Raw genomic sequence first — 25,590 nt, 5'->3', positions numbered from 1 at the left:
CGGGCCGCCTGCGCTGTCCTGACGCAGGGTCCGTCAGGCCACCTGCGTTTGCACCGGGAGATTTCGCGCCAAAAGATCTCGGGCCAGAAGATCTCGGGCCAAGTGTCCGTCCTCCTCGCTGAGCCCGCGTTCCGCATCGGGGCGAACGTGCCGGCCCGCATGACGGGGGCCAACCTCGACGTCGTCGAGGACGAGGTAGTCCGTGATGCCGTTCCGGGTCGCGTGCTCGGTGATCTCGTCACCGCGCCGCGCGCGTTCGGCGGGGAGCATTGCGCCCGTCGCGGCATCCCGACTCGTCGGCAGGATGGCCGTGTGCCAGTCGGCATGGAAGCAGGTCTCGGGCAGGCCGGCTTCGACGAGGGTCGGCCGGCAATCGGCGATGCGCCACGTCGACGACACCACCACCCGCGCGTCGAACTCTCGCACCAGGGCGGCGACGCGGGCGACCTGGACCGGGTCGAGCCTGTCCCTGCCCGCCCGGCGCTGAAACCCGACGGTGGTCACGACCCCGTCGACGTCGAGGTAGATCGTGGGCCGTCCGGCGCCTCGATGTTCGTTCAAGAGGCCGACCCCGTCCCGTGCAGCGATCCTGCATCAACCGGCGCACGGCTACCGCGCGATGCCTCGGCCGTCCAGCGCGCGCTTCGTCCCACGGTCGAACCGGCTTGGGCCCCCGGGGCATCACGCCGGGAGGGCAAGAGAGCGATAGAGCGAGAGGGCGGCACCGCGAGCCGCCAGCGTCCATGTCGGAGCGGACGCCAGACCGGCGGACGCGCCGATCCGCCCGTCAATCCGGTCGATGGTCGAACTTCGGTGCGGCACGCGCGCAGACCAGGAACACGCCTGCGACACCGAGGGCGAGGAGCGTCGGTGGCACAAGAGCGGCGAGCGCGCCGGCCAGCGCAGAGCCGACGACGTCGCCGAGGTTCATCGCCGCCATATAGACCTGGAACTGGGTCGCCGATGCACGTCCCGCCCGGCTCGCCAGCAGCACGGTCGGCAACAGGGCGACGTAGAGCAGGGCCGGCACCACGCTCGCCAGACCGAGGATGACGGGACCCGTCGTCGCCTCCAACCCGGCCCCGATCAGCGATCCCGCGATCGCGAACGCCACCGCGCAAGCGACGAGAAGGGCGCGGAGGGCCCGGTGCGGTCCGATGCGGTCGACAGCGGCGCCGAGGCCCGCCGCGCCGAGGGTCCCGCTCAGGAGCGCAAGACCGGCCTGAAGGCGCGAGAGATCGCCCGCATCCCAGCCATGGACCTGCACCAGCGCGACGGCGAAGGGCACCTGGAACAGCGCCAGCCCGAAATCGATGGCAAAGCACAGGGTCAGGAGGATTGCCGCTTCGCGCGTTCGGAACGCGGCGAAGAGCCCGCGCGCGAACGAAACCGCTTCCGACACATGCCCCGGGCCGCCCGACCGAACTTCCCTATGGAAGGAGAAGAACCGGTCGTCGGGCGTTTCGCGCACGAGGACTGGTGCCAGGGCGAGCGGCGTCGTCAGGATGAGCAGCAATCCGGCCGCCACCGGCAGGCCTTTCGCCGCCAGGAGCCAGGCGAAGATCGCGGTCCCGGCCGCGCTGCCGATCACGAACCCAGCCCGCGTTCCGGCACTGGTGCGTCCCAGTTCGTCAGCCGGCACGCTGGCGGCGATCATGCGGTCGGTCGCGGTGTCGGCGAGGGAGGCGGCCAGGCTGTGCAGAAACAGCACGGCGCTGACGGCCGTCAGGCTCGGGGTCGTGCCGAGCAGGAGCAGGCCGGCGAGACAGACCTGCGCGCCGGCTAGGGCGAGGACGAGCCAATAGCGACGGGGTCCCATGCAGGAGGGTGTCGCGCGATCAATCACCGGCCCCCAGAGCAGCGGCTGCAGCACCCACGGCAAGCCGATGATGGCGAGGTGGCGGCCGATCTCCGCCGTGGAGGCACCGGCGGCGGCGAAATGGTTGGTCAACGCCGTCAGGGCGAAGCCCGCCACGACACCCTGGTAGAGGTATAGGAGCGTGAAGAGGGCGTACCGCCAGCTTGGCGACGTGAGACTCGGCGGCCTTCGCCCCATGGATTCGATCCTCGGTCACGTCCCGTCGCGGCCCTGGGAGAACAATCCCCTCCGGCCGCTGCCAGCAACCGACGGGGCCGACACGCCTCACCACGCCGCAGGCCGGGAGCGCCGTCACCGTGGGCCTGGGTCCCGAATGACCTCACGGACCATACCCGTCTCGTCCACCGCGACGACCGCCTTCGGTCCGACCGCAGGGGAAGTCCGGCGTTTGCAGTTCAGACGATGGCGGCCAGGACGGCGTCGGCACGCGTCCAGTCGGTTTTGCCGTAGCGGTCGTTGTCGAGCGGGGAGAGCTTGCCGCGCCCGCTCGACATGTCGCGGAGGTACTGCATCCCCTGCCAGGCCGGGAACGGCGCGTCGCTCCTGGGCGACAGCGCCCGCACGGTGCCGATCAGGGCGCTCAAGCGACCGATCCCACCCGCGCGCAACGGCTTCCATTCCCGGTGGTCGAGGCGCGTCATCAAGGCGGCCAAGCCACGCGGACTGACCTCGTCGCCCGCGATGCGCAGGAAGCGGGGCGCGGCGCGATCCAACGCTGCGTCGGCCGTGTAATCCGCGACGTCGTCCTTGCTGGTGAAGTCGAACACCTGATCCGCGTCGCCCCAGTAGAGGATGCGACGAATTTTGCGCAGGACGATCGGTGCCTCCCCGGTCAGGAGATCGGCGAAGGCCCCATTGAGGATCGAGGTGGTCTGGATCGGCGCAGCATCGACGCGGGTCATGAAGGTGCGGCGAAGGTCCATGTTCCGGTTGTCGCCCGGTCGGGTCCGGGTGAAATCGAGGGAGAAGTCCGAGGGGATGAACCGCGGTACCCCCGCCACCACTGCGGCGTCGAGCACCCGTCCCTGCAGGTCGAGCAGGGTCGGCGCCAGCCCGTTCAGGACCGAGATGACGCACTCCGTGCCGGAAAGCGCTCGCGCGAGCGCGGCCACGTCGTCGAAATCGACGGGCAGGGGCGTCGCGCCGCGGGCTCGCAGGACATCCCGATCGACGGGGGGCGTGCCGGCGCGGATCAGCACACGGACGGCGACCCGGCGCCGGGCCAGGGCCGCCAGCATGCGACCGCCCAGATCGCCCGTCGCCCCCACCAATGCGACGGTCCGGCCGGCTCCGTCGGTCACGCCGTCACCTCGCCGGTGTCGCGCTTCGAGCGCGTCGCCCAAGCATGGGTGGGCATCGTCATTTGCAAGCTTATCGACGTCATTGGGCGCCTTTTCAGAGTCACATGCCCAAACTGGACGGGACCGTTCGGTTCCGTGAAGGAGACTTTGGCCTCGGGCGACGTCTGCAGCATGCCCCGCATCGCCGCGGCGATCATGGGCGAGCGATCGACAAGCCGAACATCACGCGTTCCACGCCACCGACCCTGTCGATTTCATCAACCGCTTCGCAGAGCTGCAGAGGCCCTAGGTCGTCGCCAGCCTCGACCGGCTGCTCATTGCGCCCGGCTGGCGCAAGAAGCTCTCCGCGCCGCCACCAGCAGGCGTGTCGGCTCCGGGTCAGCGAAGGCGTGATGAAGTCGCACGGCCCTGACCGTGGCCGGCGGGGCATCTTAGATCAATTCCACCCCGCCTCGTCCGCATGAGACCCCCGTGCTCCGCATCGTCTTTCTCGTCTTCGTCGTCGTGTTCCTCGCGCCGATCGCCGTGTCTGCCGGCCGCTACTATTTCCGCAACGAGATCGCCGACTGGCGTTCTGCCGACCGGTCAAGCGCGGGCCTGCTGCCGCCCGCCAGCCGAAATCCCGAGGCCGTGGTGCGGGTGTTCTCGGCCCGGACCGTGAGTTGGCGCGGCATCGTCGCCAGCCACAGCTGGATCGTCGTGAAGGGGGCGGGCGACCGCGCCTATCAGCGGTTCGACTACACGGCCTGGGGCATGCCGATCTGGATCGACCGGTTCGTGCCAGACGGGCGCTGGTTCGGCAGTGCGCCGGAGGTGATCTTCGCAGCCGACGGGGCCGATGCGGAGCGGATGCTGCCACGCATCCGCGCCACCATCGCGGGCTACCGCTACGCCCGGATCGGCGACTACCAGATCTGGCCGGGGCCGAACTCCAACACCTTCGTGGCCGCCGTGATGGGCGCGGTGCCCGAGATGCGGGCGAGCCTGCCGGCCACGGCCATCGGCAAGGACTTCCCCTATGACGGCCGCTGGATCGGCGCGACGCCGTCGGGCACCGGCTTTCGGATCAACCTCGGGGGCTATCTCGGCCTGACGGTCGGATGGGTCGAAGGTCTCGAGGTCAACATCCTTGGCGCGGTGGCGGGCGTGGATGTCCGCCATCCCGGCTTGAAGCTGCCCGGCCTCGGTCGCGTCGGGATCTGACTGGTCCCGGTTTGGGAAGGGCCGCCGTCCCCGTCATTGTCACAGCCGCGGCGAACTGCGCCGAAATACGAGAGGCCGTTTGTATGTCCCCGGCGCGTTTAGTGGCGGTCACCGTTCTCGTCATCGCCGCGGGCGCCACCGGTAGCCTCGCCGCCGAGCCCATTGTGGGCCGCGCCAGCGTCACCGACGGTGATACGGTGGTGATCCGGGACACCCGCATCCGCCTGCACGGCATCGACGCCCCGGAGAGCGCCCAGACCTGCCAGGACGCCGCCGGCAAGGACTACCGCTGCGGCCAGGCCGCGGCGCTGGCCCTGTCCGACCGCATCGGCGAATCCCCGATCTCGTGCGAACCGCGCGACACCGACCGCTATGGCCGGACCGTCGCCGTGTGCCGGAAGGCAGCGAGGAACTGAACGCCGAATGGTCACCCAGGGCCTTGCGATCGCCTACCGGCGCTACTCCACCGACTACGTCGCAGCTGAGACCGCAGCGAAGGCGGCCAAGCGCGGGATCTGGGCCGGCGCGTTCACGACGCCGTCCGACTGGCGCGAAGGCGAGCGCGCCAAGGGCATGGGGTTCGCAGCTCCCGGTGGCCCGGACGGTCCGATCCCGGCTCCGGCCGCCGGCGGGTGCGCTATCAAGGGCAACATCAGCGCCAAGGGCGACAAGATCTACCACGTACCCGGGACCCGCGATTACGAGCGGACCCGGATCAGCGAGAAGTCCGGCGAGCGCATGTTCTGCTCGGAGGACGAGGCGAAGACGGCTGGCTGGCGGTCGCCGCGCGGGTAAGCCGGAAGGGGCCGACGCGGCACTTCGTCGGATCGCGCCGTGCGCTTAGCTTCATAGTTGCCATCTAGGCAGGCTGTCACGGCGGCGGTGACCACTTCCGCACTGGCCGGCTGCCGTAGAACTGCTCGACGCCGTGCATCACCGTCGCCGCATCGTTTTCCGCGCAAAACGAGCGCAGGGATCCGATCACGAAATCGGCGTTGAGGTTGGACAGGTCGCGATAGCTCCTGACGGTGCTCATCATCGCCATGTTGGCCCCACTCATGAAACCCATTGCCCAGCCAAGAAAGGCCGTCCGGAAGACCGGTTGCACGAACCGCTCGTTGGCTGCAGAGCAACTCAGCAGCCCATAGCCGGCGGCGTTGCCGTCTTCCGCCTGCGCGGGCGCCGACAGGACGAGGCCGGCGCAGAACGCCGAAACGACGTGCAGCTTATGCATCACGCAGTCGCCCGGGTCGGTACGGGTAGGCCAAACCGCGTCGGTCCGGCCTGCGGAAGCAGCAAGTCGGGCGCGGTCCGACGAATCGTGTCGGCGACATACGACGGTGCCAGGTGTGCGTAGTGCTTCTCGGCCATCCGAGTTCCGGAATGGCCGAGTGCCTCGGCGACGACGATCAGCGGCGCGCCGTTGCGGACCATTGAGCTCGCGTAGGAGTGGCGGAGTTCGTGAAGCGTGATGCTTTCCAGCTTCGCTCGCGCGAGCGCCTCCTTGAAGCCGCGTTGGTATTGGGCGGGCTTCCACGCCTCGCCGTTCTCTCGCGTCAGTAGCGGCGCCATCGGGGCGCGGCCGGCGGTCAGGCGATCAAACAGCCCAGTTCCTCCGGCATTCAGGGGGATATGCCGCGCGCGGCCGTTCTTACTCTTCTCGACGAAAATTGTGCCGTTGGCCCGGTCGTAGTCTCGGACCGTCAGCCGTGCGAGCTCGCCGAAGCGGGCGCCCGTCATCAGCGCCGCAGCAACAAGGTCCCGGAGCTCGCCCTCCGTCGTGTTCAGGAGCCGCTGCTGCTCGGAAGCGTCGAGGAATCGGACGCGCGCCGCGCCGGTATCGCGGAAGGGCTTCAGCAAGCGCCAGGCCCGATCGCTTTCGACGAGTTGGTGCTGATAGGCCCAATTCAGCGCGGCCTTCAGCAGCGTGAGAGTCCTATTGGCCGTGTCGCGCCGGCGGCGCAGCGCCTCCGGGTCGGTGGTGTCCACCTCACGGGTGTTGACCTTCGTGGCGAACTTGCCCGTCCTCAAGCGCTTCGGCGCATGCACCATGGCGTCGCGCCAGCGCCGGAGCTTATCCAGCGTCAGCTCGCTCACCAGCGCCGAGCCGAGCTTTGGCCTGATATGCACGCGAGCGCGGGACTTCGCATCGTATACCGCCTTCATGCCCTCGGCCGTGCGCGCCTCAAGATAGCGGTCGAGCGCCTCGCTGACCGTGAGGGCCGGCTGTGCTTCCGGGGCGTCGTGCAACGACTTCACCCATGCCCTCGCCGCGTCCTTAGCCTGCTCGAGGGTCAGGATCTTCGAACCATTGGCCGCCACAAGGTCGTCGGCGCGGCCGAGCTGTGTTTGAACGCGCTTGCCCTGAGACGTTCGCGATGCCGCGAGCCACGAACCGCCCTGCCCTCTCGTGCCGCGACCGCGGCGGTAGCCGAGCCGGATGCCCGGCCCGATCAACTCCCATTCCGGCGCGTCGGATGCTGGCAGTTCTGCCCGGCTGCTCCGGCTCTTGAACGCGCTGGCTCGGCGGGCCATCGGCAGTCCTTTTCGTTGTCGAATTCGTTGACAACGATGCCATGAAACAAGATGATCCGCAATGAGCTCATATGAGGCAAGTCATTGACGATTATGGCGTTTCAAGCGGTATCAGGTAGGGTCAATTACCCTCATAACTCGCCCTTTCACGGCGAAAACACGGGTTCAATTCCCGTAGGGCGCGCCAGTTTCGGTGAATTCAGCGACCACGCGGATGTCCATCGCTTCATTGCAATGCGTGCGACGCCGAGATGTCCGTCGACAGGACACGTTGTCTGATCTCACGAATCTCGATCAAGACATGTAATTCACCAGGGTGAGCTTCGAGAGCATCGACGTCACCTGATAGCTTGCCTGCAACTGGTTCTGGACAGCCAGGAGCTTGGCTGCGACTTCCTCTGTGGAAATCGAATCGGTCCCGTCGAGGGTGTTCTGGAGCTGGGCGCGGGTGGCGCCGTTCTGTGCCTTGGCGTTCGTGATTTGCGCCGCGGCCAGGCTGAGTTCGGTTGCGACCGAGGCGATGCCCTGATCGTCTTGTTTCGGGGTAAGAACGTTACGGACACGATCTGTCAAGGCGGTGTAGCGGCTGCGCTCGTTCACTGCCGAGGCCCGGTCCGCGGCCGAAAGGGTCGTGTCGTTCGGATCCTTGGTGCTGGCGAAACTCTCGCTCGCCAGGGCGGCGATACCCGACAGCGCGTTGCGGATGCCCGCCTCGTTGGCCTGGGCGCCGATGCCGATGGATTGGCCGCTGCTGACCTGGACAGTCGCCGTGCCGCGCGGATCGGCGAGGCTCTCGTCGCCCGTGTACCAGATCACGGTCTTGCCGGATGGATTCGTGGAGAAGCCGCCGGTGGCCGTGTCGACCCGGCGCGGGGCGAACGCGGCCGACTTCGAGCCCGCGAAGAAATCCTTGGAGGCCAGGACGGCAGACGATCCCGCCAGCGTCGTCCCGGCACTGGTCTTCACCGTGTCGGAAAGCGCCTTCTGGAGGTTCGCTGCCGTCGCCTCCGGAGAGGCGCCGATGGCGAAGACGGACGGATCCTTGCTGTCCGCGACGGTCTTCGCCGTCAGCGTGAGCGTCGTCGTGGTGCCATCCCGCAGGCCGAGGGTGACCGTGACGGTATCGCCGTCTTTGGGGGGCGTGACGGCGCTGACCGTCAGGTCGTTGCTGGCGGGGTTACCGCCCGAGAGGGCCACGGTCACGCCCGGGGGGGATTGGCTCTGGGCGGCGGCGATCCCCCGTGTCCCGACGGCCTTCGTCAGGTTGCCGAGACTTCCGGCCGTATCTTGTCCGATCTCGAATTCGTTGGCCGCGCCGGTTGCGACCGTCCGTGCCGTGTAGGTCACGACGGTTTCCGTACCATCGGGCTGCACGATGGTCACTGGGACCGATGCGCCGTCGGCGGGTTGCGCGGCGAGACTCGCGGGAGCGGTCATCTGGCTCCGTCCGAGTGCCAGTTCGAGGTTGGCACCGCTGTCCGGGCCGATCAGGAATTCGTTGGGCCCGATCTGGGGGCCCGTTCGCGCCGTGTAATCGACGAAGGATTGAGTTCCATCGGTCTGGTTGACACTGAGCCGCACGACATCGCCGTCCTTCGGCTGCGTGCCGAAACTGAGTGCCGCCTTCGGCGCGACGGCCGCGACCGGATTTTCGCTGATCGCCGCCTCATTGGAACTGTCGATGCCCTGGAGGGTGAACCCGAAATTCGCGCGGGCGGCTGCGCTCCCTCCTTCGGCGATCGTCACCGTCGCCGTGGTGGTGGCCGGGATGTCGAGGTTTCCCGTCCCGGCGGTCCCGTCGGCGGTCTTGCGCTCCGCGATCAGCGCAGTGAGGCCGGACTTGCCGCCGGCCCCGTTGAGGATCGCACCGGCGGACGCCACCGGCGCGGTGTCGGTCGCCCGTCCGCCGAAGAGGTAGGTCCCGGCGTAGTTCTGGTTCAGGGTGTCGACGAACAGGTCGAGGTTAGCCACCGCCGTCTGTCGGGTGGTGTCGCGGGCCGCGGACGAACTCGTGTTGGTCAACCCCGTGGCGATGGTGCTCACCGTCGTGGAGGTCACTTTCGACAGGTTCTGCAGGCTGGCCGATCCGAGGGTGATGCGGTTGAGGGCCCCGGTGATGCTGGCGCCATAGCCGTCGAGGCGGGCGACCTGGGCGTGCGCGTTGAGGCTCGTGGTGCGGGATGCCCCCAGTCCGCCATAGGTCTCCGCCACCCGGCCCGTGGAGAGCTGGGTGGTCAGGCCGTCGAGCTTGTCCTTGGTCGCGAGCAGGCGCTGCGTGTTCAGGGTGGTGTTGTAGCTGCCGGCCGCGAAGGGGGTGATGGTCATGGGCGCGAACTCGTGATCGAGGGGCGGACGGTGGCGGGCGCGGGCATGGCTCAGATCCGCAGGAGAGTGTCGAGCATGTCGCGGGCGGCGGTGAGCACCCGCGCATTGGCGCCGTAGGCGGTCTGGAGCTGGATCAGGTTGGCCATCTCCTCGTCGATCTTGACCCCGGATTCGCTGGAGAAGCGGCTCTGGGCCGTCGCGAGGGCGATCTGCTGCCCCTCGTCGAGGCTCTGGCTCGATGCCGCGTTCGCGCCCTGGGCGTCGATGATGCGCAGGGCGAAGTCGGCCGCGCTGGTGGTGAAGGGCGCGCGCACGCCGCCGATCCCGGAAGCGGCCGAGAAGGTGTGGGTGTTGGTGGTCAGTCCGGCCAGGATGCGCTGCGGGCGCGTCGCGTCGCCGGACTGCGTCGTGGGGGACGACAGGACGAGAGTACTGGTGTCGGCCTTGATCGCGGGATTCAGGGCGATGCGCTGAGCGAAGCCCGTCAGCTGCGAGCCGCCGTCGAAGCTGCCCGTGTAGAGGCCGTTGGTCCGGCCCGAATCCACGAACAGCGCCATCTCGGCGTTGTTGGCCGTGCTTTTCGTGTCGCTGGCGCTGGATGGAACCGTGATGGTGGCGCCAACCTGGGCGATCGCTGCTCCCGTGGCCGTGCCGGCATAGGTGATCGTGAGCTTTCCGCCCGACACGGTGGCGGAGTAGGCATTGCCCAGATTCGTGTTCGAACGGAGCGCCGTCGTGATGCTTTGGCTAAGGGCGGCGTCGGTTGTGTTCGCTTGGACCTGCGCGGGTGTCGGAAGGCTGAAACCCGTTGCGGACGTGCTGTCGATATCGCCGGGTTTGAAGCTCACGGCTCCCGTGTCGGAGGCGACCAGAGAGACTTGAATGCCGCCCGCGAGTGTGATTGCGATGCGGTTGCCGGCCTTGAGCCCCGTGATGTCGATGGCGGTGCCGCCGGGTGCGCTCACCGTCCTGTCAGTGGTGGACTGCGCCAGCCCCGCCGCCAGCTCGTCGAGCTGGCGCTGCGCCTGGACCAGGGTGTCGTCGCGGGCGGTCACGGCCGCCGCGAGGGAGCCCGACCGCAGGGCGCCCGTGGCGATGAGGTCGATCCGGGCGCCGCCGGGCGTCGTCGCCGTGATGGTGCCGACCCCGCTTGTGCCCGCATCCGCCGAATAAAGGTTGCTGGGACCGAGCACCGTGCGGCTGTCGAAGCCGAGGGACGCGGCCGTGCCGTGATCGACCAGCGTCACGCCCGACTGGGTCATCACCGTGATCGAGCCGTCGCCCACCGCGTTCGCCTGCACGTCCATGTACTGCGAGAGCTGGTTGATGGCCTGATCGCGCTGGTCGAGGAGGTCGGGGCTGGCGCCGAGGCCGTTGGCGGCCACGATCTTCACGTTGAGCTGGGCGATGGACTTGAGGAGGGAGCCGGCGCTCTTCACGTCGCCGGCGATCTGCGATTCCATCCCAGTGCGCAGGGTCTGGATGCCGTCCGCGATGGTGCCGATCCGGCCCGCCAGGGTCGCGGCGTTGCTCGCCACGGTGGCGCGCACCGAGCTCACCGAGGGGTCGTTGGCCAGGGCCTGGAGCGACTGGGTGTAGCCGTTGAGAACCCCGTCCAGCGACGTGCTGGAACCGGGCACCCCGTAGAGGGCGTCGAGCTGGGTCGCCACGTTGGCGGCGGTGTTGGTGTAGGCCGCGCCCGAGGTCTCCAGGCGCAGCTGCTTCTGCGAGGTCGCGTTCAGGATACGCGAGACCGTACCGGAATTGACCCCCGTCCCGTCGTTCTGGCTGACGGGTGACTGGACCCGCTTGACGTAGCCGACGGTGTTGACGTTGGCGATGTTCTGCGAAACGAGGCCGATTTGCGCCTGCACCGCCTGCAGACCGGCCGTGGCCGTGTTGATCGCATTCAGCGACATCGGGACAGGCCTTCCTCGTCGCGCAGGGGCCTCGCGACCGCGAGACCGTAGGGGGAGCGTTCGACTCGCATCGGGCGCCATTTCCGCCACCCTGCCCCGAGATCGGGGCGGGAAAAGCGGTTGTTCACTGGCGTACCCGAAGAAATGATCTGGATGGTTGCTGGTTGGTTAACACCCGGATCGAAGATTATCGGATGATGTTGATCAGGTCGCTCATCATCGTTTGCGCTGTGGACATCACGCGGGTGTTGGCCGAGTAGGCCTGTTGGGTGACGATCATCTTCGAAAATTCGGCGGCCACGTCGGTGTTCGACTGCTCGATCTCGCCGCCGACCACGGACGATCCGTTCAGGCCGGAGATCGGTGCGCCCGAATCGAGGGTCTGCGAGTAGTTGCCGTTGGTGTTGCCCTTCAGCGCATCCGGGTTCTTGAACTGCACGATGCCGACCTGGGCGAGGGCCGCCGAGTTGCCGTTCGAATAGGTGCCGGTGACCTTGCCGTCGCTCGTCACCGCCAGCGAGGTCAGGGTGCCGGAGGCGTAGCCGTCCTGCTGCACCGTGTCCGTCCGCACCGTGCCCTCGCTGTTGGCGTACTGGGTCAGGCCGCCGGCGGCGATGTTGAGGCCGACATTGCTGAGCTTGACCCCGTCGACGGTAAGGTCCGGGATCACCGGCGCGGTCGGCTCCTTGAGCTGTCCCGCCTCGAAGGTGAAGGCCTGACCGACATTCTGCCAAGCGTCGTCCGTGCCGCCGGCCTTCGAATTGCCGAGGTAGAATAGGTTCCAGACATCGTTCTGCGCCGTCGGGGTCGTGGCCGCGTTCTGCACCTTGGCCCAGCGCATCTGCACAGTCATGGGAGCGCCGGTCTCGGTATAGGCGGTGAGCGATCCTCCCGAGAGCGTCTCGTTCATGAAGGTCGTCGCGTCGCTCCCCTTGATCGCCGTTCCGAGGGCGGGCGTCGCCGCGTTGGTCAAGGTCGGCGTGTACGCGCCCGAAGGCAGGGTCTTGAGAAGCGTCGAATCGGCATTACCCGCCACGGCGTTCTTCGTCGAGGGCGTCATCGGCAGGTTCGCCGCGTAAGCGATACTGGTGGTGGGCTTCGCCGCCAGGGACGCCGTCGAGATCTTGATGGGGCCGGTCCCGGTGGTCTGCCCGGTCCGGGGATCGAGGCTCTGGCCCGTGAGATAGCCGCCGGCCCCGTTGACGAGGTAGCCCTGGTTGTCCGATTTGAAGTCGCCACGCCGGGTATAGTACTGGGCCGACGAGAAGCTCGCCTGACCCGCCGCGTCGCCGGTCTTGGTCTGGACCGTGAAGAATCCCTGTCCGCTCAGCGCCATGTTGGTGTCGATGCCGGTCGAGATAAGGCCGCCCTGAAGGGTGTTGGTCAGGCGTGAGAAGGCACCGACGGAACCGGAAACCTGCTTGTTCAAGGGCTGCTCGGCGATCATGTCGACGAAGTTCGTATCGACCCGCTTGAACCCGGTGGTCTGCGAGTTGGCGATGTTGCCCGAGATGTTGTTCAGCGAGTACGACTGGGCCTGGAGGCCTGACACCGCCGTCTGCAACGCACTGAAGATGTCCATGATCGGCCTTGGGGTCCGCGGGTGACGCTGGCCGTTGGACGAGCAATCCGCATGCCGCCGATATTTGTAAGTTTTTTCAATGACTTGGGGAAAGTCCTGCGGTCCCTTGCAAGGTGCATGTCGGCAAGATCTGCCGCGCGGTCGGCGCTTTGTGCCGGGCCGGCGGGGACGGGCGGGACGCCGCATGATAGGGATGCGGCGGCGTGAGGTTTACCGAAATGCGTGCTGTCGTTCTGGCCTTGGGCCTCCTGACCTGTCTTTCCCTCGGCGCCGTGGCGCAGCCCGACCCGAGTCCCTACAAGCCACGGCCGGTGGCCCCCCGGCCCGACGTGGGCGGACCCGCTGCGCCCCGGTCGGATGCGCCGTCGATGACGCCGGAGGAAGGCCAAGCCCGGCGCGACCGCGCCGAGGCCGAGCGCAAGGTGCGCGAAAAGGCCTTCGACGACCGGGTCCGGCGTGCCACTTCCTCCATCTGCAGCAATTGCACCTCCGGCCCCGCACCGCGGCGGCGGACCCGGGAGCCGGCCGCACCGCCGCCGCGCGATCCGATGTACGATCCGGCCGAGGCGCCCCCGTTGCCCGAGTAGCATCCGCCCGCGTCATGCGGCGCGCCCCTGACATCGATGCGGGTGCCCTGTATGCAGGCGGCCGCGTCGTGTCCGGCGCGTCCGGACCGGTTCGGTGAGGCAGGAACCGGTCGATCAGGATTGCGTATCGGCGGCAGGTCATGAGACGGCGGAAGGATTCGGGGCGATGGCGGGCGATCTGTTTCACGAGAACTGGCGCCACGAGCAACGCGCCGATGGTCTCTACGTGATCATCGAGGAAATCGGCGGCTTGGGCGCCCTTGGTCCGTTCCCCGACGCGGAGGCGGCCCGGATCGGGTTCGCGCGCTACTTCCTCGGCCTGGACCTCGCCCCGCCCTCCGCCCCGGTTCTACCGAAGCCTGACGACGCTCCCGCGATGAGCCGGCGATCGGATGATCGCCGCACGTCGGAGTTGTGCATCGCGCACGCGCCCTACCGTGGGACGCGTTGACAGGCTCGATCTAGGTTAGGGCGGGCGACGGCGCGGTCGCGGCGATCGCCGCCTGTTCGTCTGTCACGCTGGTGCCTGCTGCCCTCCCAGCGTCCATGTCGCTCCCTTGACATCGGACGGGGGATGAAAAATGCCTGTCCTTTAAGCGTCGGCCTCCCCCGGCGGATTGATGATGTGGCGTTTCCCGCGTGCGGGCGTCGTCTGGCTCCGCGGGATCAGCCGGCTTCGGAAACCTCTCGACAACGGCTGTTCGGGCCTTAGGCAGATCCCGAAGGCTTTGGGTCCAATCGTGCGGCTGCTGGATATTCTCAACCGATGAAATCAATCAAAGCCCTGTTCGGCACCAGCGCCCGCCGCGACAGCGATCCCACGATTCAGTCCGATTACGATCTCCTCGCCGGCAGTGGCCTGTTCGACAGCGGCTACTACCTACGCGAGAACCCCGATATCGCCGAGGCCGGCGCGGATCCGATCACCCACTATCTCACGATCGGGTTCTTGGAAGGGCGCGAGCCCTCAGCCTTCTTCGGCGGCACCCGCTACCGTGAGTCGGATCCGGCCATCAAGGCCGCCGGAATCAATCCCCTCGTCCATTGGCTCCGAGACGGCGCCGGCGAGGGTCGGCCCGCGCCCGTCCGAAAGGACAACGCGTCGATGTCCGGCGAAGTCCGGTCCGATTACGCCCTGGTGGCACGCAGCGGCCTCTTCGATATCGGCTACTATCTGGCCAACAATCCGGATGTCGTCGCCTCGGGCGAGGATCCCATCGTCCACTATCTTCGGTTCGGATATTTCGATGGGCGCGAGCCTTCGGCCTTCTTCGACGGCAACCGCTACCGCGCCGAGAATGCCGATGTGCGCGAAGCACGCGTCAACCCGCTCGTCCATTGGCTTCGCCTCGGCAGCACCGAGGGGCGCTTGGCTCCGGTTCGGTCCGCGCCTTCGCCGAACCGGCCAGGAACCGATTATGCCCTCGTGGCTCGCAGCGGCCTTTTCGATGCAGCCTACTACCTTGAGACCAATCCCGACGTCGCGGAGAGCCGCCTCGATCCCATCGTCCACTACATCACCGATGGTTTTCGCGAGGGGCGGGAACCGGCCGCGTTCTTCGACGGCAACGCCTATGCCGAGCGCTACCCGGACGTTCGGGCGGCGGGAACAGCCCCCCTCGTTCATTGGATGCGGGTGGGTCAGACGGAAGGGCGTCGCCCGCCGATCCGGGACACCGCCGCGCCCGTGTCCGGCACCGACTACGACCTGATCGCCCGCAGCGGCCTTTTCGACATCGCCTACTACCTACGTGCCAACCCGGACGTTGCCGCCACCGGCCAGGATCCCATCGCCCACTACCTCCAAATCGGTTATGCCGGGGGGCTGCAGCCGTCGGCCTTCTTCGATGCTGATGCCTATCTCGCACGCCATGCCGAAGTTGCGGCCGCCGGCATCAATCCCCTGGTGCATTGGCTCCGGGTCGGCGCCGATGAAGGCCGCCCGGCTCCCGTGGCCGACGGCGTGCCCAAGGATCGTGGCTTCGGCTCCGACTACGACCTCGTCGTCCGCAGCGGTTGGTTCGATCCGGCCTATTATCTTGACCGAAATACTGATGTCGCCGAGGCCGGGCTTGATCCGGTGGCGCATTACCTAACCGGTGGATTTCGCGAGGATCGCGAGCCATCCGCTTTCTTCGATGGGCGCGGCTACGCGGCGCGTTATCCCGACGTGGTTTTGGCCGGCGTCGCCCCCCTCGTCCACTGGCTTCGCACCGGCATCGGTGAGGGGCGCCACCCGCCCGTCCATGCTACCGCCGCAGAGCAGGGGCACGATTCCGACTATAACCTGGCAACCCGAAGCGGGCTGTTCGACCCGGCCTATTACCTTGCGCAGAACACCGACGTCGCCAACGCCGGCCTCGACCCGGTCACGCATTATCTCACCTCCGGATTTCGCGAGAACCGCGAGCCCTCATCATTCTTCGATGGGCGCCGCTATGTCGCCCGCTATCCCGATGTGGCGCTGTCCGACGTCGCACCCCTGATCCATTGGATCCGGATCGGCATGAGTGAGGGGCGCGAAGCGCCGTTCCGTGGCGGTACGACCGCCGAGGCCGAGCCTGATTCCGACTATCTTGCCGCCATCCGGAGCGGGCTGTTCGACCGGGCGTATTACTTGGCGCAGAACACGGATGTAGCGGCGGCGGGCCTCGACCCGGTGACGCACTACCTCACCTCGGGTTTTCGCGAGCTTCGCGAGCCGTCTGTGTTCTTCGACGGGCGCGGCTATGCCGCGCGAAATCCCGACGTAGCGCTTACCGACATCGCGCCCCTCATCCACTGGCTGCGGATCGGGCTCGCTGAGGGTCGGGAGGCACCGATCCGTCTTGTCGGCGATGTCGAGGCCGGCATCCGGTCTGACTATCAGGTCGCGCTGCAGAGCGGCCTGTTCGACCGGGCCTACTACCTGCGCGAGAACGCCGACGTTGCCGACACGGGCCTCGATCCCGTGGCCCACTACGTCACCTCCGGTTTCCGCGAGGGGCGCGAGCCATCGGAATTCTTCGACGGCCGTGCCTACCACGCCCGCTACCCCGACGCCGCCGACACCGCGCCCCTGGTCCACTGGGTCCGCACCGGCCTCTCCGAGGGGCGGCGCCCACCCCTGCGCGGCGCCGTGCCGCCCGGTGCCGGCATCGCCTCGGATTATGAGCTCATCGCCCGCAGCGGTCTGTTCGACGTCGGATACTATCTTCGGACCTATCCCGATGTCGCCGCCGACGGCATGGATCCCATCGCCCATTACCTCACAAGCGGCCACTTGCAGGAGCGCGAGCCGTCCCTGTTCTTCCATGGCCAGACCTATCTGGAGCGCTACCCCGACGTTCGCGCCAGCGCGATCAATCCCCTCGTGCATTGGCTGCGCACGGGAACCCTGGAGGGTCGTGAAGCACCCCTGAATCCACATGGGATCGGCCAACAGCTCAGTCTGCGCGACCTGTGCGAACCAACGCGGTCTGAAGCCACCGCCGGGCTCTCGGACGTGGGGTTTCGCCCGACCGTGGTGACGCCGGCCTTCAACACCGAGCCGTCGCACTTAGGCGAACTGTTCCAGACCCTGCTGAACCAGAGCTACGTCGGCTGGCGCTGGGTTATCGTTGACAACGGATCGGAGCGCCCAGACACCCTGCGCGCCCTGCGCCGGATCGCGAACGCGGACCCGCGCGTCACGGTCGTGTATGCCGAGCGCAACCTCGGCATCGCGGGCGGTACGAACCGCGCCATCGCCGAGGCCGACGGGACGCACGTGGCGCTGGTCGATCACGATGACCTCCTGCCACGCACCGTGTTCGAGGCGATCTGGAAGGCCGTGCAGGCTGATCCCGACGCGGACCTCGTCTACACCGACGAGTGCAAGATCTCCGACGGGGGCGAGCTCTACGACGTGGTGCTGAAGCCCGGCTGGTCGCCGGTGCTGTTGGAGAACACCATGTATCTCTCGCACCTTGCCGTCTACCGCCGGGATTTCCTCGCCACCGTGGGGGACTTCCGTTCCGAGTTCGACGGGACCCAGGATTACGACTTCGTTCTGCGGGCCTCGCGCCATGTCGCCAAGGCGATCCACGTGCCGGTGATCGGTTACGTCTGGCGCGCCTCCCCAACCTCGACCGCCACCACGATGAAGGCGAAATCCTACAGCGTGGGGCGCCAGGAAGCTTCCCTCCTCGAATTCGCCCGGGCGCGCGATCCCGGGGCCTCCGTCTCGCCGGGCTTCGGCGACGGATTCTGGCGTACGCACTACACCCTGCCGGCCACTCCGCCGCTCCTGTCCTACGTGATCCCCACGGGGGCGGGGTCGCGCGTGGTGCGCGACCGGCGCATCAACCTGATCCTGAACTGCATCGCGAGCTTCGAGAACACCGACTTCTATCCGAACCGGGAATACGTGATCGTCCACAACGGCGATCTCAGCGACGAGCAGGAGGCGCGGCTCGCTGAGACACCGGGCATCCGGCTCGTTCCTTATCAGGATCGCACTCTCAACATCGCGCGCAAGCTCAACATCGGCGTTGCCGCCGCCGGGGGCGAGTTCGTCTGCCTCCTCAACGACGACGTCGAGGCGATCACAAACCGCGGCGGCGAGGAACTCGTCGCCTTCCTCCTGTCGCACCCGGATGTCGGGATGATCGGCCCGCTTTGCCTGTTCGAGAACGGCACCGTGCAGCACAACGGGGTCATCCTGCTCGAACAGGGCCCGTCCCATGCTGGGCTCTTCGTCGCCCCGAGCCATGCGGGCGCCACGGGCAACCTGCTGCAGTGCCGCCGCGAAGTCTTCGGCGTCACCGGGGCCATGGCCATCGTGCGCCGCGCCGACTACGAGGCCCTCGGCGGCTTCGACGAGCGCTTCCCGCTCAACTACAACGACGTCGATTTCTGCCTGCGCCTGCGCGAATCAGGGCGGACCTGCGTCGTCGATCCGGGCGTGCGCGTCTACCACTACGAGAGCGCTTCGAAGACCGGCACCTATCGCTGCGAGAAGGAGGCCCTTTACGCGCGCTGGCCGAGCCTTCGGGATCCCTACTTCAATCCAGGATTCGATCAGCGCGATCCCAACTACCGCGTCCTCTTGCGGCCCGAGCGAGCTTCCATCGAGACGGACCCGGCGGCGTTTGAAAATTGGCTCGACCGCCACATCGCCTGGCGCATCCGGCACTATCCGGCCACCGGCGCGATCCGGTTCTCCCTGTGCGTGCCGGTCTACGACCAGCCGGCCGCGTTCCTGGAGGAGATGCTGCAATCCTGCCTGCTTCAAACCTACGAGAATCGCGAGATCGTCATCGTCGATGATGGCTCGACCCGGCAGGATACCTTGGCCTGGCTCGGCAAGGTCAAGGCATCGGGCCACGCCCGGGTCATCCGTCACGAGACGAATGCTGGAATCGCCGGCGCCAACCGGACCTGGCTCGTCGCGGCAGAGGGCGATGTTCTCGTGCCCCTCGACGCCGACGATTACCTCACCATCGACGCCCTCCAGGTCATGGCGCACTGGATCGAGCGGTACCCGGAGGCCCGGGTGTTCTACTCCGATGAGTTCAAGTCGAATCCGGCTTCCGCCAAGGCGAGCCCGTTCTTCAAGCCTGACTTCGATCCGTTCCTTTCGACGAACTGCTGCTACCAGACCCACCTGATGGCATGGCGCCGCGATCTCCTCGTCAACATCGATGCCTACGCCGACGACCGCGCAACCTGGTGCCATGATTGGGACGCCATCGGGCGGGCCTGGGCCGCCGGGTATGAGCCCGTCCATGTGCCGGAGCTGCTCTATGCCTGGCGAATCAATCCGGGCTCGACGGCCTCCGCCGAGACCGGCGACAAGCCGGCGGCCGTGGCGTCGCAAAAGTTCGTCCTCGACCGCCTGGTCGAGGCACGTGGGCGGGGGGGCGATGTCTCGGTGCGTGCCAACGACAGCGGCCAGCACACCGGCATGTGGTCCCTTCGCCCGCGTCGGTCCCTCGACAACGTTGGGCAACTGTCCACCGAAAAGGCTTGGGCTGACGGCGGCGCGGCCTTGCGCGCCGCCGTCGATTCAGGCGCCGAATGGCTGTTTCTTCACGAAGGTTCTGAACCCAACGCGGCCGATCTCCTCGAACTCTCGGCGCTGGCGCTTTGGGACGACCGCCTCGACGTCGCGTCCGGTATCCTGACCGATGCCACGGGGGGGACGATCAGATGGTCCGGGGCATTCTTCTGCCCAGAAGGGACCGTCCTCGACCCCAACCTCGGCCGGTCCTTTGCCGATTCCTATCACGGTCAGGTCCACACCCAGCGCTGCGTCGACGTCGTCGCCCCGACCAACGTGCTGATTCGGGTCTCTGCCCTCGAACGCGTGCTTCGCGTCGACGGAAACGACCTGACGTCGGACCGGCTGATGATTTTGCTGGGACTCGATGCCGCTCGAAATGACAGATTGGTCGCGGTGACGCCCTACCTGCGGACGGTATGGAAACCGGCGCCGAATCTGTTGCTACCGGTCGATCGAACCGGCCTGTTGGCGGGGACGGAGGCGCGGCTTCTCACTAGCCGGTGGTACGATCAGCGGCTTAGCCCGGAACGCCCTTATGGAATCGAGCCCGATCGCTGGATGCGGTAGAGCATCATCACTGGATACGGTAGAGCATCGCGTTGGGAGCGACGTGCAACGTCGCGAGCTCGATGCGTTCGTGTTGCCCGGTTAAGGCTCGCTTAAAAGAATGCATCACCGGCATCGATGCAGATCGCGAACGGCGCGTACGAACGTAGGCGGATCGATACGCCCGAGTTTCCGCCGGGCGCAATCACCAACTCGGTCGGCGAGGCGGCCGGGTCGAACACGCGATCCTCGTTCAGATCGGTGGTTGCGGCGCCCATAGTCTAGCGACACCGGACAGGAACTCCCCGTCCGGCAGGGGCAGGAGCGCGTGATCTCAAATGGAGGAACGAGAAGCCCTGAGGGCTGGCATAAGGTGACCGACGAGGTCCGCCCCGCAGTCAACTGACATGAACTCAGCGTTGGCCCGGCATCGTGTTGCCGCGATACGTCGACACGGAAAGGTGCCGCCCGGAACGCGATCCCCACGGTGGGAGGGTCGATTGACCGCCTACGAGCCCACCATCGGAGCGTTGCAGATTTCATCGTCTGGCCTCTCGGGCCGAGGGACGGCGGTCGGTTTCGGGGGCGTGTTCACCGGACGGCCGACCCAAGGCAACGGAACAGCGAGGTCGGAAGGCGAGGTTGGGTCGGCGAGCCTCAACCCCGCAACATCCAGATCTTGGATCGCGAACAAGGGCTTGATTTCCGCAACGTGCGGGCGTGACCCCATGGGTGTCCGGCCCCTGCTTCACACAAGGGGCGCGTCCGCCGTGATCTGCACGGATGCGGCAACGGCGGTCGCCGAACTGGGGGACGGCGCGGAACAGGCTATGATCCCCCAACACCTCCTCCATAGCGCTGCCGCAGACAACCGGAACACCCGAGCCGATTCTCAGCTGCATTGTTCCAAGGTCCTGTTCCCCATGGTCACGGATTAGGAACGTCCACGGGCGGTTTTGCCGAGATCGACCCGGTGGCGGGCGCAAAACGGTGAGCCATCGCATTCGTTTTGGAGTGTTGCGTCAATCCAACAAAGTGCTGAGGGCCACTCCCAAGGCCGCCAGATCACCCAGTTCGAGTTTGACGGGAACGATTTGCTATTGGAAGAATAAATTCCTCTATTGGGCCGGATAATGGTCTTTGACGACTTGCCAAACCCATTGGATGGTCATCCCGGATCCAGGGTGGACCGGGAGCGAAACGATGACGAAGACGAAGACCGCCGAGGCGCTGAAGCGCGTGAATTTGAAGAAGGCCGTGCTCCTGCAGGATCGCGAGGGGCTTGCGAACCTCGCTGCCGCGGCCATCGCGACGAAGGCCGCGCGGTCCTTCAGCGACATGGATTTCGCGCTCGGGTTGATGGAGCACATGGCCTCGTTGCCGGCTGCCAAGAAGCTCAAAATGATCGAGGCGGGGCGCGAAATCCGTTTGTCCCTGCTTCCCGCCATCGCTGGGGACGACGCCAACGTCGATCTCGTCGCTCGCGTCCCGGGCGACCTCGTCCAGATGTCCGACATTGCGCAGCGGCTCGTGAGCCTCGGGCTCCGGGTGAACCGCAAGCGCAATGGGTCGAATTTCGTCGAGTTCACCGGATCGTCCGACGAGGCCGCGGTGCGTGCCGTCGTCGAGTCCGTGGGTGGCCGGGTGACCGTCATCGCGTCGCCATCGCACGGTGAAGCAAGCCTTTCGGATTCCGATCGCGATGCGGAAACGGCCACGAGCGAGACCTCCGCGGGAGAGACGGCGTCGGACACCAGCGCCAGCGAGGACACGATTCCCGCGCAAGAGCACGAGGTTGGGATGCATTCGGACGAGGCGGGCGGGGATCGGCGTGGCGTCGATGCACCGATGCCGGATGACGACGCCCCGGAGAACTTGCCCAGCGCAATCCCGGGCGCATACGGTGGGCACTCGGATCCTGCCCCGTTCTCCGGTCCGTAACCGCAAGCTCGACCGGATCCGTCTCCCCTTGTGCCATGGTATGCAATGCGGAGGCGGTCGCCTGACGGCATGGACCTTCACTCCTATCAGCGGCGCTCAGGCTGGGCCAAGGAGCGATCCATCCGATCTATGAACCGTCGACTAACGCGAACTCGCCGTCGACTAACGCAGGGGCACCGTCGACTAACGGGAGACAACGTAGATGTTACGACCACCCCGTCGGGTGAAAATGCGTTCCAGTTCAACGCGGGCGAGCTACTACTTGGAGGGGCGAAAACATCTGGAACGCGCGATTGCCGCTTTCCCGCAGGTTTGCCCGCTCCAGGCCTTGGTGCAAGATGTAGAAGGGGCGCCCAAGGATATCGCATCGAAGCTGAGACCCTCGACGACCCGGCGCTACCTCGAAGATTTGCGAGTGATCGTCTCCGTTATCGTCCGTGCCGCTCGTCGGGCCGGGGCCATCTGCGAACCCGAGCCGACGATGATGCGGATCGAAGCAGCGCTTTTGTCCCGTCGCGGACGCCCCGCAGAGCCACGCGGCGCAAGCCGGCGAATCAAGGATCCTACCGAGGTGGAGGCTGGGCTCGCTTTTGTTCACCTCAAAAAGCTCGCGCTGCGCGACCGGACCATGACCGCGGCGGCAGCCGCACTTTACACATTGGTCGAGCCACGCGTGGGATTCCGCCCGGTCGAACTTTGCGGTGCCACCGTGGAGGGGACGATCCTCGCTATCCCGAATGCCAAGCTCGGCAACGGCCAGGACAGATGGCGTCGGCTCGACCTGAAAAACTATCCGAACGCCGTCATCGCCGCGATCCGCATCCTGGTCCGACTGGCACCGGCACCCGGAAACCCACAGGCTTTCGCCCGATGGCGGAACGGTCTCGCCTCATCCCTGGCTCGCGCCTCACTCGCCGCGGGAGGGCGCCGCCTCGCCCTCTATTCGTTTCGTCACGTCGCCATCGCGACCTGGGAGAAATCCGGTTTCTCGGCCGAGGAGATCGCGGCGCTCGCCGGCCATCTCTCGATGCGCACCGCCCGCACCCACTACGCGCGTGCAGCATCGGGATGGGAGTTAACGGAGCGACCTGAACCCATCGTTGTGCCGGTGCGTGCCGATACGGCTTTGGCTGCGCCGAACACCCTGGTCGAACCGGGCACCGACCTCTTGGCTAGCAGCGCCTCTGCGGATCCGCCGCTCGAATTCGAGCCGCTGCCGGAGCCGGATGTTCGGCCCGACGCTGTCGCTAGCCCATCGGACAAGACCGCTGAATGGTTCGAGACCTATAAAGCGCGCATCGAAGATATGACGCAAAGATTGGCACTCGATCGCGTTCGTCAGCCTCGTGACCCGCCAGATCGTGATTCTCGTGATTGGACGAACAGGCGTTCCTAATGACGAGCGATCCACTGACGCCGTGGAAACATCGTGTCGGGCGGCCTCCCGCCTCGGCCGGGAAGCCGCCGAGTAAAAGGAGTTTGCGCGATGAAATCAGCCTTGGAAGCCGGTCAGACGCAACGGTGACTTTGCGCTCAGCGCTTGGCCTTCGTCAGCTTGAGAAGTCTATGATTGGTGCAGGCCATCGCGCATTCGCCCTGTTTTCGATTGAGGCCGCTTAGCAGGAACCGTCGGACTCCCCCTGCCCTGCTTGATGTGTGTGAACATCAGTTCCACGCCCTGTTCTCGAAAGCGGTCCCCGCCTCCGGTGGTCAAGTCGACTCAGCCGAGCGTCCGTTGCATGCTTCAGGGGTGTCTCCTTCAGCGTCCTCGCGCCTGATCTTGCACTGGATCGCTGAGTACCCGGGTGTTCAGTTTGTCAGCCGGGAGCAGCCAGACTCTGACGTCGAGATCCCCCGCAGCGGCGCCCCGCCGCCATCCCCATCGGCGACATGAGCCTTCTCGTAAAAGTCTTCCGAAGCCCTCCGTTCGTCGTGGCGTGTCGCCAGACGTCGAATTCAGAAGATTGCCGTATTACGATCTCCTTCTGGGATCAGGCCTGCCTTTTCCCTCCCCACGCCGTCTCTCTCATAATGGAACGAGAACCACCGCAGGCACAGGCGCTTCGACGATATTTTACTTCATCATGTGGCGGGGTGAGGGTTCAGGAGAGCTCACGGCGGACCGGGCTCTCCCGCAAACGGTGCCCAACGAGCTGCACGCTGGGACGTTCATTAAGTCGCGATCCCTTGCCGCCCGTGACGTCCAGACAGGTGGCGGCGACGAACGAGGTCGCCGGACCGGCCGCCAAATGAGCGCGCGGGCGACCTCTTCGGGCACTCCAACGCGTCCAGTCGGGATGCTGCCCTTCACGCGATCGACGCGTCCGGGTCATTCACCGCTTGCGTACATCTCCGTGTAGATTTGGCCGGGCCGCGCGCGGTTCACCCGGATACCCTCGCGCGACCTTCTTTGCAAAGCCGATCGACACGGTTTCGACAGCACCTTTCGCAAAGGCGTAGGCCACATAATCGTTCGGACCGATCGGTCGGCGAGAGGGATAGAGCGTCCAGAGCGCGATGGCGGGACCATCGACGTCGCCCCACCGAACCAGTGTTCCCGCGGATGGGGCGTGGCGAACCAAAGAGATTTGCAGGCATTCAGCCCCGAGACCGATCCGGACCGCGTCTCGAACCATGATGAGCGACGATAGCACAGCATCGGCTTGAAGGAGCTATGGCGCTCGTCCAATTAAGCTCATCGGGTGTCGGGGCGAAACCTCTTCCGGCCCCTTACGATGAGGTTCGATCCAAATTTGCTTCGTGAGACCAAGGCCCGGTCCATGCTTTTGATTGCGATAATGGCCTCGCACCCACACGGAGCAGAGCAAAGGACCATGCCCGGTTCTCACCGCCTCTATGGGCATGCGTCGCTGCACTTCCTCAGGTACAAGCCCAACGCGCTCGATCCGAAATAAAGACCGTACCTCTTCCCTGTTCCTGGCTCTGCGGTCTGCTCCATCATATTCACGCATGTACGCAGCACGTTGCACCGAGTCGCGCGGCAAACCGCCGACGTGCGCGACGGGCAGCATGGCCGCGCGGAGCGAGTGACGCTGGAAAAGCGAAGCCGCGATCACGCTCTCAACGAGGCGGCAAAATTCCGGGACGCTAAGTCCACTCGTCGCGACTAATTCGAGCGTAGACGGAATGGTTTCGGCTTGGTCGTCCGGAGTTCCCCCGTTCAACTCGTTATGAAACCTATCGGTACCCATCGCCCATACAAGCCGGCGTTTGCAACGTTTGCCTCTCGGCGCAAGCAGGACCGTCACGGTCGAGCGCGGCTCTTCATCAATGAAGAGCATGAAATCGTCTGAACCGCCAATACCGTTATCAACAAAAATCGCTTGTACCTGCACCGAGTCCGAAATCATCCATGAATTGCTAGGCAGATCGATGTAGATCAGTGGTACATCCTGGCACACATCCAACCAGTCTGTAATGGCGGGATTGCGCGAGGCGATTTGAAGGAGTGGCTCTACGACGGAGCGCTCTAGGCGCAGGTTGCAGGGCGACTCCCCCAACGACGTAGGAATCCGGGGCATGAAATAAGGAAACAAGATTGAGAGAAGCCTCTCAGTCTCAGGCACTGCCCAGCCTTCACGTTGTGCGTCCAAAACCTTGAGCGCACACTGCTGGGTGATGACGCGCATCGCTCCCTCAGTGGTCTTTAGTCCGACTGGCAAAGAGCGGCCTTCTTCGCGGTAGACGCGGCGTTGCAATGCACAACGCGTCCAGGAAAACCAGTCC

Annotated in this window: 19 protein-coding genes and 1 tRNA gene; 9 read left to right on the top strand and 11 right to left on the bottom strand. The window is 66.2% G+C overall.

From position 1 onward, the window contains the following. Window positions 1-33: 33 nt before the first annotated feature. The 4 genes from MKK49_RS14440 to MKK49_RS14425 form a co-directional block, all read right to left on the bottom strand. Window positions 34-561 (bottom strand): HAD domain-containing protein, encoded by a 528-nt coding sequence (locus tag MKK49_RS14440; RefSeq protein ID WP_244029561.1) that lies wholly within the window; start codon window positions 559-561, stop codon window positions 34-36. 226 nt (window positions 562-787) lie between these two features. After that, window positions 788-2,056, bottom strand: coding sequence for an MFS transporter (locus MKK49_RS14435; protein ID WP_244029559.1), 1,269 nt, complete (start codon window positions 2,054-2,056; stop codon window positions 788-790). Window positions 2,057-2,274: 218 nt separating this feature from the next. Further along, window positions 2,275-3,180 (bottom strand): NmrA family NAD(P)-binding protein, encoded by a 906-nt coding sequence (locus MKK49_RS14430; RefSeq protein WP_244029556.1) that lies wholly within the window; start codon window positions 3,178-3,180, stop codon window positions 2,275-2,277. Next, window positions 3,177-3,377, bottom strand: coding sequence for a hypothetical protein (locus MKK49_RS14425; RefSeq protein WP_244029554.1), 201 nt, complete (start codon window positions 3,375-3,377; stop codon window positions 3,177-3,179). Before MKK49_RS14425 ends, MKK49_RS14430 begins: the two co-directional genes overlap by 4 nt. A gap of 274 nt (window positions 3,378-3,651) precedes the next feature. On the opposite strand from MKK49_RS14425, the gene MKK49_RS14420 reads away from it, so the two are divergent. The 3 genes from MKK49_RS14420 to MKK49_RS14410 all read left to right on the top strand — a co-directional run bounded on the left by MKK49_RS14420 (window position 3,652) and on the right by MKK49_RS14410 (window position 5,178). Continuing rightward, window positions 3,652-4,383, top strand: coding sequence for a DUF3750 domain-containing protein (locus MKK49_RS14420; protein WP_244029552.1), 732 nt, complete (start codon window positions 3,652-3,654; stop codon window positions 4,381-4,383). A 101-nt stretch (window positions 4,384-4,484) separates the two neighbouring features. Further along, window positions 4,485-4,799, top strand: a complete 315-nt coding sequence (locus MKK49_RS14415; protein ID WP_244029549.1) for a thermonuclease family protein — start codon at window positions 4,485-4,487, stop codon at window positions 4,797-4,799. A 7-nt stretch (window positions 4,800-4,806) separates the two neighbouring features. After that, the gene (locus MKK49_RS14410; RefSeq protein WP_244029547.1) at window positions 4,807-5,178 is read left to right on the top strand and encodes a hypothetical protein; all 372 of its coding nucleotides are present in this window, start codon (window positions 4,807-4,809) and stop codon (window positions 5,176-5,178) included. Window positions 5,179-5,254: 76 nt separating this feature from the next. Here the strand turns inward: MKK49_RS14410 and MKK49_RS14405 are convergent, their stop codons facing one another. Continuing rightward, complete coding sequence (locus MKK49_RS14405) at window positions 5,255-5,617, bottom strand: hypothetical protein (RefSeq protein ID WP_244029545.1); 363 nt, start codon at window positions 5,615-5,617, stop codon at window positions 5,255-5,257. Then, window positions 5,617-6,918: a tyrosine-type recombinase/integrase gene (locus MKK49_RS14400; protein WP_244029543.1), complete on the bottom strand. Its 1,302-nt coding sequence runs from the start codon at window positions 6,916-6,918 to the stop codon at window positions 5,617-5,619. Before MKK49_RS14400 ends, MKK49_RS14405 begins: the two co-directional genes overlap by 1 nt. 96 nt (window positions 6,919-7,014) lie before the next feature. Here MKK49_RS14400 and MKK49_RS14395 point away from each other — a divergent pair. Then, a tRNA-Leu gene (locus MKK49_RS14395) sits at window positions 7,015-7,105 on the top strand. Window positions 7,106-7,212: 107 nt separating this feature from the next. Here MKK49_RS14395 and MKK49_RS14390 read toward each other — a convergent pair. The 3 genes from MKK49_RS14390 to MKK49_RS14380 all read right to left on the bottom strand — a co-directional run bounded on the left by MKK49_RS14390 (window position 7,213) and on the right by MKK49_RS14380 (window position 12,744). Then, on the bottom strand, window positions 7,213-9,243 hold the full coding sequence (locus tag MKK49_RS14390) for a hypothetical protein (protein ID WP_244029541.1): 2,031 nt from the start codon (window positions 9,241-9,243) through the stop codon (window positions 7,213-7,215). Window positions 9,244-9,293: 50 nt separating this feature from the next. Next, window positions 9,294-11,162, bottom strand: coding sequence for a flagellar hook-associated protein FlgK (gene flgK, locus MKK49_RS14385; RefSeq protein WP_244029539.1), 1,869 nt, complete (start codon window positions 11,160-11,162; stop codon window positions 9,294-9,296). 187 nt (window positions 11,163-11,349) lie between these two features. After that, window positions 11,350-12,744, bottom strand: a complete 1,395-nt coding sequence (locus MKK49_RS14380) for a flagellar hook protein FlgE (RefSeq protein WP_244029536.1) — start codon at window positions 12,742-12,744, stop codon at window positions 11,350-11,352. Between the two features lie 218 nt (window positions 12,745-12,962). On the opposite strand from MKK49_RS14380, the gene MKK49_RS14375 reads away from it, so the two are divergent. The 3 genes from MKK49_RS14375 to MKK49_RS14365 all read left to right on the top strand — a co-directional run bounded on the left by MKK49_RS14375 (window position 12,963) and on the right by MKK49_RS14365 (window position 19,923). After that, window positions 12,963-13,331, top strand: coding sequence for a hypothetical protein (locus MKK49_RS14375; RefSeq protein ID WP_244029534.1), 369 nt, complete (start codon window positions 12,963-12,965; stop codon window positions 13,329-13,331). 166 nt (window positions 13,332-13,497) lie between these two features. Beyond that, a complete protein-coding gene (locus MKK49_RS14370; RefSeq protein WP_244029532.1) occupies window positions 13,498-13,782 on the top strand; it encodes a hypothetical protein in 285 nt (94 codons plus the stop codon). Window positions 13,783-14,097: 315 nt separating this feature from the next. Next, window positions 14,098-19,923, top strand: coding sequence for a glycosyltransferase (locus tag MKK49_RS14365; protein ID WP_244029530.1), 5,826 nt, complete (start codon window positions 14,098-14,100; stop codon window positions 19,921-19,923). A gap of 92 nt (window positions 19,924-20,015) precedes the next feature. On the opposite strand, the gene MKK49_RS14360 is transcribed toward MKK49_RS14365, so the two are convergent. Beyond that, the gene (locus MKK49_RS14360; protein ID WP_244029528.1) at window positions 20,016-20,180 is read right to left on the bottom strand and encodes a hypothetical protein; all 165 of its coding nucleotides are present in this window, start codon (window positions 20,178-20,180) and stop codon (window positions 20,016-20,018) included. Between the two features lie 925 nt (window positions 20,181-21,105). Here MKK49_RS14360 and MKK49_RS14355 point away from each other — a divergent pair. Together MKK49_RS14355 and MKK49_RS14350 are read left to right on the top strand one after the other, a co-directional pair. Continuing rightward, window positions 21,106-21,843 carry a hypothetical protein gene (locus tag MKK49_RS14355; protein ID WP_244029527.1) on the top strand — a complete coding sequence of 246 codons (738 nt, stop codon included), beginning with the start codon at window positions 21,106-21,108 and terminating at the stop codon, window positions 21,841-21,843. Between the two features lie 223 nt (window positions 21,844-22,066). Continuing rightward, window positions 22,067-23,239 (top strand): hypothetical protein, encoded by a 1,173-nt coding sequence (locus MKK49_RS14350; protein WP_244029525.1) that lies wholly within the window; start codon window positions 22,067-22,069, stop codon window positions 23,237-23,239. A 1,276-nt stretch (window positions 23,240-24,515) separates the two neighbouring features. Here the strand turns inward: MKK49_RS14350 and MKK49_RS14340 are convergent. Then, window positions 24,516-25,493: a hypothetical protein gene (locus MKK49_RS14340; protein WP_244029523.1), complete on the bottom strand. Its 978-nt coding sequence runs from the start codon at window positions 25,491-25,493 to the stop codon at window positions 24,516-24,518. Between the last annotated feature and the right edge of the window lie 97 nt (window positions 25,494-25,590).

The organism is Methylobacterium sp. J-090 (assembly GCF_022829345.1).
Lineage (GTDB): Bacteria > Pseudomonadota > Alphaproteobacteria > Rhizobiales > Beijerinckiaceae > Methylobacterium.
This window is presented reverse-complemented; position numbering and strand designations above follow the sequence as displayed.

Coding starts and splice junctions, on each gene's coding strand:
- MKK49_RS14435 (WP_244029559.1), bottom strand. CDS start 2,056: ATGGGGCGAAGGCCGCCGAGTCTCACGTCGCCAAGCTGGCGGTACGCC.
- MKK49_RS14425 (WP_244029554.1), bottom strand. CDS start 3,377: ATGATCGCCGCGGCGATGCGGGGCATGCTGCAGACGTCGCCCGAGGCC.
- MKK49_RS14410 (WP_244029547.1), top strand. CDS start 4,807: ATGGTCACCCAGGGCCTTGCGATCGCCTACCGGCGCTACTCCACCGAC.
- MKK49_RS14405 (WP_244029545.1), bottom strand. CDS start 5,617: ATGCATAAGCTGCACGTCGTTTCGGCGTTCTGCGCCGGCCTCGTCCTG.
- MKK49_RS14400 (WP_244029543.1), bottom strand. CDS start 6,918: ATGGCCCGCCGAGCCAGCGCGTTCAAGAGCCGGAGCAGCCGGGCAGAA.
- MKK49_RS14390 (WP_244029541.1), bottom strand. CDS start 9,243: ATGACCATCACCCCCTTCGCGGCCGGCAGCTACAACACCACCCTGAAC.
- flgK (WP_244029539.1), bottom strand. CDS start 11,162: ATGTCGCTGAATGCGATCAACACGGCCACGGCCGGTCTGCAGGCGGTG.
- MKK49_RS14380 (WP_244029536.1), bottom strand. CDS start 12,744: ATGGACATCTTCAGTGCGTTGCAGACGGCGGTGTCAGGCCTCCAGGCC.
- MKK49_RS14375 (WP_244029534.1), top strand. CDS start 12,963: ATGCGTGCTGTCGTTCTGGCCTTGGGCCTCCTGACCTGTCTTTCCCTC.
- MKK49_RS14370 (WP_244029532.1), top strand. CDS start 13,498: ATGGCGGGCGATCTGTTTCACGAGAACTGGCGCCACGAGCAACGCGCC.
- MKK49_RS14365 (WP_244029530.1), top strand. CDS start 14,098: ATGAAATCAATCAAAGCCCTGTTCGGCACCAGCGCCCGCCGCGACAGC.
- MKK49_RS14360 (WP_244029528.1), bottom strand. CDS start 20,180: ATGGGCGCCGCAACCACCGATCTGAACGAGGATCGCGTGTTCGACCCG.
- MKK49_RS14355 (WP_244029527.1), top strand. CDS start 21,106: ATGACGAAGACGAAGACCGCCGAGGCGCTGAAGCGCGTGAATTTGAAG.
- MKK49_RS14340 (WP_244029523.1), bottom strand. CDS start 25,493: ATGCGCGTCATCACCCAGCAGTGTGCGCTCAAGGTTTTGGACGCACAA.